The 14,779-nt window shown below is 59.8% G+C and carries 10 protein-coding genes; 8 read left to right on the plus strand and 2 right to left on the minus strand.

Annotated features, from left to right (window positions below; translation table 11 throughout):
- Nucleotides 1–90: 90 nt before the first annotated feature.
- Both GM79_RS08205 and GM79_RS22850 read left to right on the plus strand, forming a co-directional pair.
- Nucleotides 91–1,560, plus strand: coding sequence for an IS4 family transposase (locus GM79_RS08205; protein ID WP_035561809.1), 1,470 nt, complete (start codon nucleotides 91–93; stop codon nucleotides 1,558–1,560).
- 145 nt (nucleotides 1,561–1,705) lie between these two features.
- Nucleotides 1,706–2,386 carry a DoxX family membrane protein gene (locus GM79_RS22850; protein ID WP_051718664.1) on the plus strand — a complete coding sequence of 227 codons (681 nt, stop codon included), beginning with the start codon at nucleotides 1,706–1,708 and terminating at the stop codon, nucleotides 2,384–2,386.
- A gap of 17 nt (nucleotides 2,387–2,403) precedes the next feature.
- Here the strand turns inward: GM79_RS22850 and GM79_RS22855 are convergent, their stop codons facing one another.
- Nucleotides 2,404–3,195 carry an XRE family transcriptional regulator gene (locus tag GM79_RS22855; protein ID WP_051718665.1) on the minus strand — a complete coding sequence of 264 codons (792 nt, stop codon included), beginning with the start codon at nucleotides 3,193–3,195 and terminating at the stop codon, nucleotides 2,404–2,406.
- A gap of 146 nt (nucleotides 3,196–3,341) precedes the next feature.
- Between GM79_RS22855 and GM79_RS08220 the strand changes: the two genes are divergently transcribed.
- The 6 genes from GM79_RS08220 to GM79_RS08245 all read left to right on the plus strand — a co-directional run bounded on the left by GM79_RS08220 (nucleotide 3,342) and on the right by GM79_RS08245 (nucleotide 13,394).
- Nucleotides 3,342–3,737 (plus strand): YbjN domain-containing protein, encoded by a 396-nt coding sequence (locus tag GM79_RS08220; RefSeq protein WP_035562080.1) that lies wholly within the window; start codon nucleotides 3,342–3,344, stop codon nucleotides 3,735–3,737.
- Nucleotides 3,738–3,932: 195 nt separating this feature from the next.
- The gene (locus GM79_RS08225) at nucleotides 3,933–4,640 is read left to right on the plus strand and encodes a PspA/IM30 family protein (RefSeq protein ID WP_035562083.1); all 708 of its coding nucleotides are present in this window, start codon (nucleotides 3,933–3,935) and stop codon (nucleotides 4,638–4,640) included.
- Nucleotides 4,641–4,710: 70 nt separating this feature from the next.
- Nucleotides 4,711–5,355, plus strand: a complete 645-nt coding sequence (locus GM79_RS08230; protein ID WP_152559903.1) for a hypothetical protein — start codon at nucleotides 4,711–4,713, stop codon at nucleotides 5,353–5,355.
- A gap of 184 nt (nucleotides 5,356–5,539) precedes the next feature.
- Complete coding sequence (locus GM79_RS08235; protein WP_035562090.1) at nucleotides 5,540–7,708, plus strand: hypothetical protein; 2,169 nt, start codon at nucleotides 5,540–5,542, stop codon at nucleotides 7,706–7,708.
- A 63-nt stretch (nucleotides 7,709–7,771) separates the two neighbouring features.
- Nucleotides 7,772–8,278, plus strand: a complete 507-nt coding sequence (locus GM79_RS08240) for an endonuclease domain-containing protein (RefSeq protein ID WP_235184002.1) — start codon at nucleotides 7,772–7,774, stop codon at nucleotides 8,276–8,278.
- Nucleotides 8,265–13,394, plus strand: a complete 5,130-nt coding sequence (locus GM79_RS08245) for a DNA repair ATPase (RefSeq protein WP_081867632.1) — start codon at nucleotides 8,265–8,267, stop codon at nucleotides 13,392–13,394. Before GM79_RS08240 ends, GM79_RS08245 begins: the two co-directional genes overlap by 14 nt.
- Before the next feature lie 281 nt (nucleotides 13,395–13,675).
- On the opposite strand, the gene GM79_RS08255 is transcribed toward GM79_RS08245, so the two are convergent.
- Nucleotides 13,676–14,737 carry a transposase gene (locus tag GM79_RS08255; RefSeq protein ID WP_035562095.1) on the minus strand — a complete coding sequence of 354 codons (1,062 nt, stop codon included), beginning with the start codon at nucleotides 14,735–14,737 and terminating at the stop codon, nucleotides 13,676–13,678.
- Nucleotides 14,738–14,779: the final 42 nt, after the last annotated feature.

The following is a 14,779-nucleotide window of genomic DNA, read 5'->3' on the forward strand; positions in this document are numbered from 1 at the left end:
CTTGTCCTTACCCACATCTTTGAAAAGCGCCGGCCAACAGGTCGGCGCTTTTTTGTGGGTTCTTGCGGGGCCGGCTTAGTAGCTTGCGAGATGAGTATTTCGACGCATTTCTGCGACCCGCAGCTGTGGGCGCAGACGCATTTTGGGGGCACGGTGTTGGGCGATGCCCGCCGCAGCCGACGGGTGGTGCAGTTGGCCGCCGGTTGGGCCCGGCAGCCGGGGGCCACCATTCCGCAGTTGGGGACCGGCCAGGCGGGGGCCAGTAAAGCGGCGTATCGCTTGCTGGGCGGTGCAAGGGCCACGCCCGAGGCGCTGCAGGGGGCGCATCAGGCCGTGGTTCGCCAAGCGCTACAGGAGCCGGGCACCTACCTGCTGGTCGAAGACACGAGCGAACTGAGCTGGCCCGAAGCCGACGAGCGCCGGCCCGGCCTGGGGCCGGTCGGGCCGGGCAAGGCCACGAGCCAGGGCGTACTGCTGCACTCGTTGGTGGCCGCCGGCTGGCCGGTGCAGGACCCCGACCCGGCCGCCAAACGGCCCGCCCTGCCGCTGCTGGGCCTGTTGGACCAGCAGTTTCACGTCCGTCAACCGGTGCCGGAGGCCGAAAAAGACCATCTCCACGGCGGCTCGCGCCTGCGCCAGGGCCGGGTCCGCGAATCGGCGCTCTGGTCCCGGAGCTTGCGCAACGTGGGCAGCCCGCCACCGGACGCGCGCTGGGTGGTGGTGGCCGACCGCGGGGCCGACATCTACGAGCACCTGCAGCAGTGCCGGGCCCAGGGCCTGGGCTTCGTGGTGCGCGCCGCCCAGGACCGGGCCCTGGTGGCCGGCGCCGACAAAGCGCCCGCCGGGCGGCTCTTCGCCGTGGCGCGGGCCCAGCCCTCGGCGGGCCAGTTGACCCTGGCCTTGCGTGGCCGGCCGGGCCAGCCGGCCCGCGAAGTGCTGCTCCAGGTCAGTTTCAGCCCCCCGCTGGCCCTGCGTGCGCCCCAGCGACCGGGCGCGGCGACGGGCAAAGGGGACCCGGTTCCCTGCGCCCTGGTACGGGTCTGGGAAGCCGCCCAAGTCGGGGACACAGGCCCGGCCACGCCCGCCCTGGAATGGCTGCTGCTCTGCGACCAACCCATCACGGATTTTGCCCAGGCCCACGCCTGCGCCCGGCAGTACGTGAGCCGCTGGCTCATCGAGGACTTTCACAAAGCCCTGAAAACGGGCCTGGGGGCCGAAAAGCTCCAGCTCCAAACCGCTGACCGTCTTTTTGCCGCCGTCGCCCTGCTCAGCGTGGTCGCATTGGCGCTAGTGGATATGCGCGAAAAAAGTCGCCTCCAACCCGACTTGCCGGCGACGGCAGCGGGGCTGGAAGCGACTTTTTTACAGGTCCTCACGCTGCGCAGTTCACGACCCGTGCAGACTGTGCGCGACGTGTATTATGCCTTGGCTGGCCTGGGCGGCCACCTGGGCCGCAAAGGCGACGGACCACCTGGCTGGCAAACCCTCTGGCGCGGCCTGATGAGCCTGCGCTTACTCGTCGAAGGCGTCCGGCTCGCCACTCAACTCAACCAGCCCTAAGATGTGGGTAAGGACAAGTCAGTTTCTGACGGGGCTTTTTCGTGGACATGGCCGGCTATATTTATTGCCTGTACCAGGCAATTCAACCCACCTGTCATCTTGAGCGTCTGAAATTTCCTCTTCGATTAATCTCACCTCTTTCTGCATGAACTCCGCCCCTACCCTTTTCTACGCACTCTGCATTGTGCTTCCGGCCGTGGCGACGGCGGTGGCGCTGGCAGTGGGCGGCTGGCTGCGCCGCCTCTATGTAATAGGTTGCCGCCTGCTGCTGGGCGCCCTCATGCTGGGCGGCGGGCTATATAAGCTGTCCGACAACCACCTGCCCGGCCTGATGGGCCCGCCCATGGACCACGCTTTCCTAGCCAAAAACGGGCTGGAGATTTTTGGTCAGTTCATTGGGGTTGCCCAGCTGCTGATTGGCCTGTTGCTGCTTTCCGGGCGGTTTGCGCTGCTTGGGGCGGTGCTGCTGGTGCCCATGTGGCTCAACATCATTTTCCTTACCTGGTCGCAGCACTGGACGGGCACGCCCTTTCTTACCACCGGGTTTCTGGTGCTCACCATGGGCCTGCTGCTGCACGACTACCCGCGCTTGAAGTGGCTGCTTTACCCGCCTACGGATGCGGGCGCCCTCCGGGCCCAGCGCCTGGCTATCGCCCCGCTGCCGGTGGAGCTGCTGTGGTGGCTGGGCGCGGCCGTGGTCATTGGTGGGAGCCTACTGTATCCCGTTTCCCTGCGCACCATGGCCGGCACCATGCTTTTGGGCGCGGCCCTGCTGCTCGGCGCTACGGGCTGGAACTACTATTTGAAGCGTCGACAGCAACAATAAGCACTGGTTACCAGCAACTATTGCTGGCCCTCCAGTCGTTCGGCCAGTTCCTCTAGCCGGCGCTCCAGGGCGGCCACTCGTTCGTCGAGCAGGGCCGGGGCCCGCAAGTGGGTCGTAAATACGCCTTTTACTTCCCAGATTTCCAGAGCTTGGGTTAGCTCCAGGTCCTGGCTGCTGTAGTCGGGGTTGTCGGGGCGCAGCTTGAGGGTGAGGCCGTCGGGCAGGCGCTCGGCCAGGCGGCGAATGAGAATTTTACCCTGGGTGACAAAGACATAGACGCGACCATTTTGCAGGCTGGGCCGGGCTTTGTTCACGCGGCAGCACAGCACGATGTCCTGATGGCGCAGGCCCTGACGGTGCAGCAGCATGTCGGCCCCCGACACCTCGAAGGCGCGCGTGGGCCCGGTGAGCTGGTGGGGCAGCTGCAGGGTGGGCAGCAGGTCGATAAACGCAGGGTCGTGATGGCGCACGATGTACTCCAGGGCCCGGTTGCGGTGTACCAGCGGGGTAAGGTGAGCCTGACGGTCGGCTTCGGCCAGTTCTTCGGCGGTGGGCTCGGGGGACTGCAACTCCTTAAAAATATCGAAGTGATACAGCTCGTTTACCGTTAACTCTTTTGTAAGTAGCAAGTCTACCGACAAGCCAAAATGCTGAGCAATTTGAATTAGCGTCTCCATTTTTGGCTCAGAACGCCCCTCCTCGTAAGCACCTACACTGGGCCTGGCCAAGCCGAATAACTCAGCAAAAGCCGCCTGGCTCAGCTTCTTAACCGTTCTGAGCTTGCGAATATTCTTTCCAACGTTCGACATGTTAACCAAATATTATTTCGCTCAAACTTTGAGCATATTCAAAACTTTGCTTATTATTGTATCGTAAATCTACCACTTCCCCCGCAAAGCAGCTTCCCATAGCGCTACTTTTTTGAGCATCCGGCTTTTCTCACCTTTTTCTGCACATGACTAACTCCTACTTCGCTACCGTCCACGGCTACCTGCTGGACTTGGGCTTCGACATTTGCCACGCCGACGAGCAAGAAGGCGTGTTTGTGGTAGCCAAGCCGGAGCTAGCCATCAAGAACCTCGTCATCGGCTGCGGCGACCCGCTGCTGATTCTGGAGCAGTACCTGCTCGACCTACCCGCCCCCTCGCTGGACGTGTACCAGCGCCTGCTCCAAAAGAACCGCGACATCATTCACGGCGCCTTTGCCCTCGACGAAACCGGCCGCAAGCTCATTTTCCGCGACACCCTGCAAATCGACACCTTGGAGCTGGCGCAGCTCGACGCCTGCGTTAATTCCCTGGGCCTGCTGCTCAGCGAATTCGCCGACGAACTGATTGCGTTTTCGAAGTAGGGCGGCGCACCCCATCCCCCGGCCCCTTCCCCTCCGGGGGAAGGGGAGCCTGACGAAATCAATAGCACGTGACAGTAAAGATTCAACTACCACCCAATGCCCGCGCCGCCGTGGCTCCCCTTCTCCCGGAGGGGAAGGGGCCGGGGGATGGGGTCAACGGGGCCAGAAAACTAAACTTTTAACTAACCCACCATCATGAATATCCTCAATCGCCTCTTTAAAATTGGCCAGTCGGAAGCCCACGCGGCCGTTAACCACCTCGAAGACCCCATCAACCTGACTGAGCAGGGCCTGCGCGACCTGCGCCAAGACCTCGACAAAAGCCTGCACGGCCTGGCCGAAGTGAAAGCCATGGCCATTCGAGCCCGCAATGAAGGCGAAGGCTTCCGCACCAAGGCCTCGGACTACGAGAATAAGGCCGTGCTCCTGCTCCAGCGCGCCCACAAAGGCGATATGGACGCCGCCGAAGCCGACCGCCTCGCTGGCGAAGCCCTGCTGAAAAAAGCCGAAAACGAAGCCCAGGCCGCCCGCGCCGCCACCGACCAAACCAAGTTTGAGCATTCGGCCGCCCAGATGGACCAGAACGTGAGCACGCTCAAGTCAACCATCAGCCAATGGGAAAACGAGCTGCGGACCCTGAAGGCGCGCGTGACGGTGAGCACCGCCACCATCACCATCAACAAGCAGCTGGCCCAGCTCGACTCGTCGGGCACGGTGAGTTTGCTGGAGCGCATGAAGGAAAAAATTGCCGTCCAGGAAGCCCTGGCCGAATCGTACGGCGAAATCGCCCAGGCCACCAAGAGCATCGACGCCGAGATTGACAAGGCGCTGGGCACTACCGGCGCCGGCAAAGCCAGCGCCGACCTTCAGGCCCTCAAAGCCAAGCTCGGCTATACCGAATAGGCTCAAAAAGGCCGGGCGGGCTTTGGAATCATTCTAATACGACTACCTTTCAGCTGCCCTGGACATGCCCATGACCGAACTTTTACAAGCCGCCATTTCGCCGCCGAACTTACTGCCGACGGGCTTGCTGGTTTTTGTGCTGCTGTACTGGCTTACGGTGCTGCTGGGCCTGCTGGACCTGAAAACCGTGGACCTGAGCGTGGAGGACCACGGCCACCTGCACTTCGACAGCGATGGCGCTCCCAACGAGATGGGCACCAGCTGGCTCAATGGCACGCTGGCCTTTTTTAATCTGGGCCGCATTCCGCTGATGATATTCCTCAGCTTCTTGTTTCTGCCGCTCTGGGTGGGCAGCATTTTGCTCAACTACTACACCGGCAACACATCCGGTCTGCTCGGGCTGGCGTTTTTCCTACCACTTTTCATTGGCAGCCTCTTTGTGGCCAAATTCCTCACCCTGCCCTTCGTAAGGCTGTTTACGGCCATGGAGAAGGACCACGACAGCAGCGCAGTGGTCATCGGCAAAGTATGTACTGTGGTACTACCCGCCACGGCCGAGCACCTGGGCCAAGCCTCAGTGCGCATCGATGGAGCACCGCTCATGCTGAACGTACGAAGCACGAAAGCGCCGCTGGGCAAAGGAGAAACGGCCCTGGTTATTGACTTCGACGCGGCCAGAAAGTGCTATTTGATTGAGCCGTTTGCCAACAGCTAACCCGTAAAACCGCAGCTTAATGTCTTCTAAACCAAAAATGTTCTGGCAAGCGCTAAGCGAAATTCTCGAAATTGTAGGAGGTTTTTTTGAAATTCTGGCCCTCCTATTTTCCGACTTTTGAAATGGTGATAAGCCATTCGTTAACACCCATTAATCAATCGAAAAACCTTTACTTTCTACTCACATGTTAGCATCCCTTTCCTGGGCCATTTTGGTAATCATTGGCCTGTTTCTCCTTGGCTTCCTGGCGGTTGTGGCCCGGATGTATAAAAAAGCCGTGCAGGGGGAAGCCCTGTTGCGCACCGGCATGGGCGACGCCAAAGTGTCGTTTTCCGGCATTATCGTGGTGCCCATTCTCCACATGCTGGAGGTGATGGACATCAAGCTCAAAACCATTGTGATTGCGCGGGCCGGTGCCGAGGGCCTGGTATGCAAGGACAATATGCGCGCCGACGTGAAGGTCAACTTCTTCATTCGAGTGAACAAGACCCACGAGGACGTGGTGAACGTGGCCCAGAGCATTGGCGCCCACCGCGCCTCCGACCCCGTGGCCCTGGAAGGCCTGTTCGACGCCAAGTTTTCGGAAGCCCTGAAGACGGTGGGCAAGCACTTCGATTTCATTGAGCTCTACAATTCGCGTGAGCAGTTCAAGCAGGAAATCCTGCGCATCATTGGCACCGATTTGAACGGCTACGTGCTCGACGACTGCGCCATTGATTACCTGGAGCAAACCCCACTGCACGCCCTCAATCAGGATAATATCCTGGATGCGGAAGGCATCAAGAAAATCATTGCCCTGACCTCGGAGCAGAAAATCCAGTCCAACCAGCTGCAGCGCGACCAGCAGAAGACCATCAAGAAGCAGGACGTGGAAGCGCAGGAGACCATTCTGCAGCTCGAAAAGCAGCTGGCCGAAACCCAGGAAAAGCAGTATCGCGAAATTGCCAACATCAAGGCCCGCGAAGCCGCCGAAACGGAAAAAGTGCGCCAGGAAGAACGCCAGAAGGGCGAGAAAGCCCGCATCGCGGCCGACGAAGAAATCAAGGTTTCGGAACAGAACCGCGACCGCCAAATCCTGGTGGCCGAGCGCAACAAGCAGCGCACCGACGCCATCGAGACCGAACGCGTGGAGCAGGCCCGCGCCCTGGAAGTGAACGAGCGGGAGCGCATCGTGGCCCTGGCCCAGATTGAGAAGGAAAAGGCCCTGGAAGAAGAGCGCAAGAACATTCAGGGCATCATCCGCGAGCGGATTACGGTGGAAAAAGCCACGGTCATCGAGGAAGAGCGCATTAAGGACACCCGGGCCCAGGCCCTGGCCGACCGCGACAAGCTGGTGGCCATCACCAAGGCCAAGCAGGAAACCGAGCAGGCCACCATCACTTTCGTGGGCAACGCCGACATGGAGAAGCAGGGCGCCGAATTCCGCGCCAAGCAGTCGCTGATTGACGCCGAGGCCGAGAAAGCATCGGCCGAGCACCGCTCGCAGGCCATCCGCATCATGGCCGAAGCGGAAGCCAGCAAAGCCAGCGCCGTGGGCCTGGCCGAAGCGCAGGTAATGCAAGCCAAAGCTGCCGCCCGCCAGAAAGAGGGCGAGTCGGAAGCCAACGTGATGCAGCTCACGGCCACCGCCGAAGCGCAATCCATCCAGGTACGCGCCACGGCCCAGGCCGAAGCCGACGAAAAGCTCGGCGTGGTAGCAGCCAAGGTGAACCTCGAAAAGGGCCTGGCCGAAGCCAGCGTTATTGAAGCCAAAGCCGACGCTGACCAGAAAAAGGGCCTGGCCGAGGTAACCGTGAACGAGCAGCGTTTCGCGGTGGAAGCCAAGGGCATCGAGGCGAAGGCCGACGCCATGAAAAAGCTCGACGGCGTGGGCAAGGACCACGAAGAATTCAAGCTGCGCCTCGACAAGGACAAGGCCGTGGAGCTGGCCCAAATCAACATTCAGAAAGACATTGCCAGTGCCCAGGCCGGCGTGATTTCGGAAGCCCTCAAGTCGGCCAAAATCGACATCGTGGGCGGCGAAACCATGTTCTTCGACCAGATTATTGGCTCCATCACCAAGGGCAAAATGATAGACCGCGCCGTGCACAACTCTGAAGTCCTCGGCACCGTGAAAGACGCTTTCTTCGGCCACGAAGGCAACGGCGGCGATTTCAAAACCAACCTGCGCCGCTTCGTGGACCAGTTCGGGCTGAGCGCCGACGACATGAAGAACCTGAGCATCTCGGCGCTGCTGCTGCAGATGATGAACAAAGCCGGCGACGATGCCACGCGCGGCACTATTGCGCAGCTGGCCAGCACCGCCACGGCATTAGGCATCGGGGACAAGGGCGTGAAGACGTTGCAGCTGTAGCACCCCTTCCCCCAGCCCCTTCCCCTCCGGGGGAAGGGGAGCCGCGGCGGCGCTTATTCTCACATGGTTCTGCTTTATTGCGAAGAAGGTATGGATTCGAGTGAAGAGCGGAAAAAAAGTCGTCAGGCTCCCCTTCCCCCAGAGGGGAAGGGGTCGGGGGATGGGGTGCACATGTTCGGCATGTACACCACCGATGCCAAGCGCTGGAAAACTTCCCTCAAAGCTTACGCTCGCACCAATCGCAAAACCCCCACTCCTGCCGAACACAAATTATGGCAGGAATTGCGCGGAAGTAAACTGGGCGCGCCCTTCCGCCGCCAGCACGCCATCGAGTCGTTTATTGTCGATTTTGTGTGCCTGGCTGCTTGGCTCGTCATTGAAGTAGATGGTAGTATTCACGCCGAAATCGCCCAGGCCGAATATGACGGTGGCCGCACTTACGAATTAGAAAAAATTGGCTATTCAATCGTCCGCTTCACCAATGAAGAAGTGCTGCACGAAACCGCCAACGTGTTAAAAAAAATTGCCGAGCACCTAACCGCGCTCTACCCCAACTATGAGCCCCGATAACAACTCTACCACTTCCAAAAACCAAACCAGTAGCGCCGCCGTGGCTCCCCTTCCCCCGGAGGATTCCGCGCATCAAGCGGCGAGGGGGCCGGGGGATGGGGTCAACGGCACGGGGGTAAAGCTCGAAGGCGGCACCTACGAAATCCTGCGCAACCGCTTGCAAAAGAGCGGTGCCGACCTCAAAACCCGCCTCAATCAGCTCAACACCGACCGCAAAACCGTTTTCGGCGCCATTGACACCAAGCTCATTGGCACCGGGCGCATTAGTACCGACAATAATTGCGTGCCGTGGGACATGGTGCCGGTGGGCCGCAATTTCCTGTTTGGCTACAACGTCGTTATCGGCCTGAAAACCGAGGTGGAATTGTCGGATGTATTTGGGGCCTATTCTTATGCCAGCCACGAGTTTCATCCGCTGCCATTGGAACTGATTGCAAACTCGCAGTTCGCGGAGGAATTTCGCAACCTCTACAAGTATTACAAGAACACACAATTCATAAAATTTGCGGTGCTCGGCAGCCATTTGTTTATGGTGTTTCGGGTGGGCAAAAGCGCGAGCGACATCAAGACGTTTAAGTGGCTGCTGCAAGGTGATACGCTCACGTACATCGACAACCGCAGCGACCACGAATACACGTTTCCGCCGCAGCACGAGTTTACCTGGAAACGCACCACGCGCGACATGCAGCGCAGCGGCAAACACCCGCACATCAGCATCGAGGACCGGGTTTTCGTAGAAACCATCCACGGCGACCTCACCATTAAGATTGAGAATAACACCGCTACGGGGCGCGGAATCTACTCCGAGCCGGTGGCCGACAAAGACCAGACGCTCGACGATTCTGAGATTTATTACGCCGTGGTTGGCAATATTATTCTGCTGAAAATCCGGCCGTATCAGGAGCAGGAATACCGGTATTTTCTATACAACGCCAAGCTGCAAACGGCCCAGCGGCTGGACGCGTTAGCCGAAGCCTGCGTGCTGCTGCCCGACAACCAGGGCCTGATTTTTCCGCACGGTTTTTACCTGCAAACCGGCGAGGGGAAACTGTTTGAAAAGGGGCTGCGCGACATGCTTTTTGAAAAGCGAATTGTGTCGCCCAACGGGGAGGATTTTCTGTATGTTTTTTATAATAAGGAGAACGGCGCGTACTTACTCCTCTCTTATAACATTATCGCGCAGCGGGTCGACAACCCCATCACCTGCCACGGCTACGCGCTGTTTGAAAACGGCGAGCTGTGCTACTTCCGCAAGGACGACGAGCCCAAGAAGCACCACGCCGTGCAAATCTGGCAGACGCCCTACGTGGGCCCCGATTTTGAGCTACCGGTCACGTCCAATTCCTACCTCTTCAAATTAGGAAATAAGGAAATTGTGCGGGCCATGTCGGAAGCCCAAGAAGTGCTGACGTTGCTGGCCAAAGACGACAGCTACGCCGGCCTCTACCTCGACCTGATTCGCCTCACCACCACCCTCAACGACACCTACCACTGGCTGGCCGAGCCGGCCGCGCAGGCGCTAAACGAGCCGCTGCGCGACATTCAGCAGGCGGCCAACGCGGCGGTGGAGGAGTTTGACAAGGTGCTAAGCATCCGCAAAAGCACGGGGGCCGAAACCCAGCGCGTGCTGGCCAAAGCCGACGAGCTGACCGGCCGCATCAAGCGCACCACGGCCACCGACGTAAACGAATACGTGCAGCTGCTGGCGGAGCTGCGCGGCGTGCGCGGCGCGGTCATTTCCCTTAAAGAGCTGCGCTACGTGGAGCTGCCCACCGTGGAAAAAGCCGCCGCCGAGCTGGAGCAAACCAGCAAGGACGTGGCCGCCCAAACAGTGGATTTTTTGCTTAAAGACGACGCCCTGAAACCCTACGCGGTGCGCGTGCAGGCCATTGCCGAGGCCATTGAGCAGGTGCAGAAAGTGGCCGAGGCCAACGAGCTGGAAAAGCAGGCCAACGCGGTATCCTCGGAGCTAGAGCTGCTGATTGAGGTGGTGAGCAACCTGCCGATGGAAGACCCCACGCAGACCACGCGCATCATCGACAATATTTCGACGATTTACGCCAGCTTCAACCAGATTCGGGCGGCACTGAAGCGGCGGCGGCAGGCCCTAGCCGGTACCGAGGCCCAAGCCGAATTCACGGCCCAAATCAAGCTGCTCGACCAGGCCCTGGTGAACTACCTCGACCTGTGCGACACGCCGGCCAAGTGCGACGAGTACAGCACCAAACTCATGGTGCAGCTGGAAGAGCTGGAGGGCAAATTCCCGGAGTTCGATGAATTTCTGAACCAATTGGCGGGCAAGCGCGAGGAAGTTTCAGAGGCGTTTGAGAGCCGCAAGGTGAGCTTGGTAGCCGCCCGCAACCAGCGCGCTTCGGCCCTGCTGCAATCGGCGGAGCGCATTCTGAAAGCGGTGCAAAACCGGCTGGGCCGCTTCGAGAGCGTGGCCGACATCAACGGCTACTTCGCCTCCGATATGCTGGTGGAAAAGGTGCGCCAGACCGTGCAAAACCTGCTCGACCTCGGCGACCCGGTGAAGGCCGACGATATCCAAAGCCGCCTCAAAACGGTGAAGGAGGACGCTGTGCGCCAGCTCAAGGACCGCGCCGAGCTGTTTACCGACGGCGGGCAGGCCCTGAAATTCGGCCCCTACGCCTTCACCGTGAACACCCAGCCGCTGGAACTGACCGTGGTGCTGCGCGACGGCGACTTGCACTACCACCTCACGGGCACCAATTTTTTCCAGAAGATAACCGACCCCGCCGTGCTCGCCGCCCGCGCCGTATGGGACCAAACGGTGGTTTCGGAAAACGCCGACGTGTACCGCGCCGAGTACCTGGCCTGGCTCATGCTGCAAGCCGCCCAGCACCCCGCGCCCGCTCACGACGGCCTGGCCGCCGTGCTTTCGCTGGCCGAGCTTTCGCACCTCACCGTGGCCGAGCTCACGGCCTACGTGCAGCAATTTATGGCCCCGCGCTACGCCGAGGGCTACCTCAAAGGCGTGCACGACCACGACGCGGCCCTGCTGCTCGAAGCCCTGGTGAGCCTGACCCGCACCGCCGATTTACTGCGCTATTCCGCCACCGCCCGTGCCGCCGCAGCGCTCTACTGGCAGCGGTTTACGGGCCGCAAGCGCAAGGCCGCCTGGCAGCACCAGCTGCAGGGCATCGGCGTGCTGCTCCAGGTATTCCCCGATTCGCGGGAGTTTGAGGCGCTCAAAGCCGAATTGCAGTTGGCCATGGAGGAGTTTGCGGCCGGCACCGGCCTGTTTGAAGTGGCCGAAGTGGCCGAAGCCGGCGAGTATTTATTCTACGAGCTAACCCGCGGCGAGACATTCATTATCGCGCCCGAAGCGGCGGAGCTATTGCAGCAGTTCCAGCAGTCGCTAAAGGAGCGGAATGCTACGGCGCGATACGAAGCCAGCGTAGCCGCGATGGCCGACCAGCCGGCCGCCCAGTTCCAGCTGGTGCGGCAGTGGCTGCGGGCGGCGCAGCCCGGTCACCCCATCCCCCGACCCCTTCCCCTCCGGGAGAAGGGGAGCCTGACGACTGAAAACGCAGGCGAGAGAGGTAGAGAGAACGAAAACAGCGCCGCCTCGGCTCCCCTTCCCCCGGAGGGGAAGGGGTCGGGGGATGGGGTGAGCGGCACCGGGGTCAACGAGGCCGCCGTCCTCCTGCTCACTAATTCCTTCGATGCCGCCCGCATCATTCGCACGCCGCTGCGCGAAACGCTCACGGGCTTGCAAGGCTCCCACGCCCGCATTCACGAGCGGAACTACCAGTTGAATTTCCCCGATTTCCGGCGCCGGCTGCACCGCTACACGCACGCGGTAGCGCCGCTGTTTGAGGCTTTTGGTACGGTGAAAAAGGAATTGCTGGCGCGCTTTAGCGAGGAGCTGCGGCTGAACGAGTTCCGGCCGCGGGTGCTGTCGTCGTTTGTGCGGAACAGGCTGATTGACGAGGTGTATTTGCCGCTCATCGGGGCCAACCTGGCCAAGCAAATTGGCACGGCGGGCGCCGACAAGCGTACCGACCTCATGGGCCTGCTGCTGCTGGTGTCGCCGCCCGGCTACGGTAAAACCACGCTCATGGAGTACGTGGCCAACCGACTGGGGCTGATTTTCATGAAAATCAACGGCCCGGCCATCGGCCACGCCGTGACCAGCGTGGACCCCTCGCAGGCCCCCAACTCCGGCGCCCGCGAGGAGCTGCTGAAGCTGAATCTGGCCTTCGAGATGGGCGACAACGTGATGATTTATCTCGATGATATTCAGCACTGCAACCCCGAGTTTCTGCAGAAATTCATCTCGCTTTGCGACGCCCAGCGCAAGATTGAGGGCGTGTACCAGGGACGCGCCCGCACCTACGACTTCCGGGGCCGCAAGGTGGCCGTGGTGATGGCCGGTAACCCGTACACCGAATCGGGCGAGCAGTTCCGCATCCCCGACATGCTGGCCAACCGCGCCGACATTTACAACCTCGGCGACATCATCGGCGATACGGCGGCGGCGTTCCTGCTCAGCTACATCGAAAACGCCTTAGTGGCCAACCCCGTGTTGGCCCGCCTCGCCGCCAAAAGCCAGGCCGACGTGTACCCGCTGCTAAAGCTGGCCGAAACCGGAGACAGCACCGGTTTGGCCTTCGAGGCCAACCATTCGCCCGAGGAAATCAACGAGTACGTGGCTGTGCTGCAAAAGCTGCTGCGCATCCGCGACGTGGTAGCGCGGGTAAACGAGGAGTACATCCGCTCGGCGGCCCAGGCCAGCGAGTACCGCACCGAGCCGCCCTTCAAGCTGCAGGGCTCCTACCGCAACATGGCCAAGCTGGCCGAAAAGGTGCGCCCCGTGATGAACGACGAGGAAGTGCGTGCCCTGCTGGCCACCCACTACCACAACGAAGCCCAAACCCTGACCAGCGGCACCGAAGCCAACCTGCTCAAGCTACACGAGCTGCTAAGCTGGCTCACCCCCGAAGAAACCACCCGTTGGGCCGACATCAAGGCCACCTTCGCCCGCAACCTGCGCACCAGCAGCGGCGGCCAGCTGCAAAGCGTACTCGCGCAACTGGAGAACATTGCCGGCGGCCTGGGCGGTATCAAGGCGGCACTGGAGAAGGAGTAGATAATTGAATCACCATTTTACCAACCATTGATAATGAGGCTATTCAATATCATTTATGCGTTTTTCCTTGGGAGAGGCGTTGAGCCGAAAGAGTATGCTGCCCAATCATTTGTAACAGCGATACAAGGCTTGGTAATCTCATCCATCGTCATAAAGATTCTGTGTATATTTTTTGATGTATGCTATTTCAACGATAAATATACTATATATTTAAAGTATTTTATTTATATTACAGTTCTTCTAACTGCCATTTTTAATCTCAAGTATTATTCTAACTGATGTTACGCAGCCATTTTGGTTAACGCGTAGTGCATGGCTTTGAGTCCGCGCAAATAAAGTTGGGCTTTGAGGCGAAAATGACCAATGCCTAATTGTCGGGTTATCTTCTCTAACTTGATGTAGGCCAGGATGGAAGAAAAGAAATGATTGGCCTGCGTATCGATGGTTTTCGTAGGCGACTTGCCCATCGACGTGTTTTGCTTGAGCGATTTGTGGTACTCCTCGATTTTCCACCTTTTCTGGTAGATTACCGTCACTTGTTCCCCGGTCAAATTCGTATCGCTGCTCACCAGATATAACACGCCCTGCGAACCGTCCTTATTTGTAAAGACTTGCCGGACCACGAGCACCGCCTCCACGACGCTCCGTAGCCAGACGCGCAAGGGCTGCCCATCCGGGAAAGCCAGCGTATCAAGGGCCTGGAATTCCCCATTGCCGCGCCCCACTTCGCTCAGGGCCACGGTGCGCGAGGTGGGCAGGGCAAAAATAAAGTCGTGGCCCAACGCGCGCACCTGGTTCATGTTCTCAGCCGAGGCATACCAGCTGTCGGCCAGCAGGTAGCCGTAGGCCACTTGCTCTTGGGCCACGCGCAACATGGCGCGGAGCATCTCGTTTTTCGTCAGCGGGCTTTTCTGACTCACTTTCTGGGTTTTAGGGTCGGTTACGGCCTGCGTTTTCTCCACCAGCTCCACGGCAATCGGCACGGCGAGCGAACCGGCCACATAGAGCAGGCTCACGAAATTGAGCCCCTTCACGTACCGCCCCAGGCTATGGTCGTAATGGGTACAGAGCAGGGCATTGGCATCGGTGTGGGCCTTCTCCAAAATAGAATCATCGACGATAAGAACAGCAAAATCGGCTGCTTCCAACGTCCGCTCGGTTTGCCGAATCAGCGGTTTGGCATGGCCCCAGACCTGGCGTGAATCCAAGTGTACGCTGCTGAGCCAGCGCGTCACCTGGTCGTGACTAAGCTGCCCATCGAACAGGCGTGAGAGGCCCGTAGCCGAAGTTTGGCCCGTCGAGCTGATGAGATAATCCGTGTACAAATCCAGGGTGCAGGCCATCGAAAACGGTAGTTAGAACGGAAAAATACTGCGTAACATCAG

The sequence above is a fragment of the Hymenobacter sp. IS2118 genome (assembly GCF_000715495.1).
In the GTDB taxonomy this organism is placed as follows: Bacteria; Bacteroidota; Bacteroidia; order Cytophagales; family Hymenobacteraceae; genus Hymenobacter.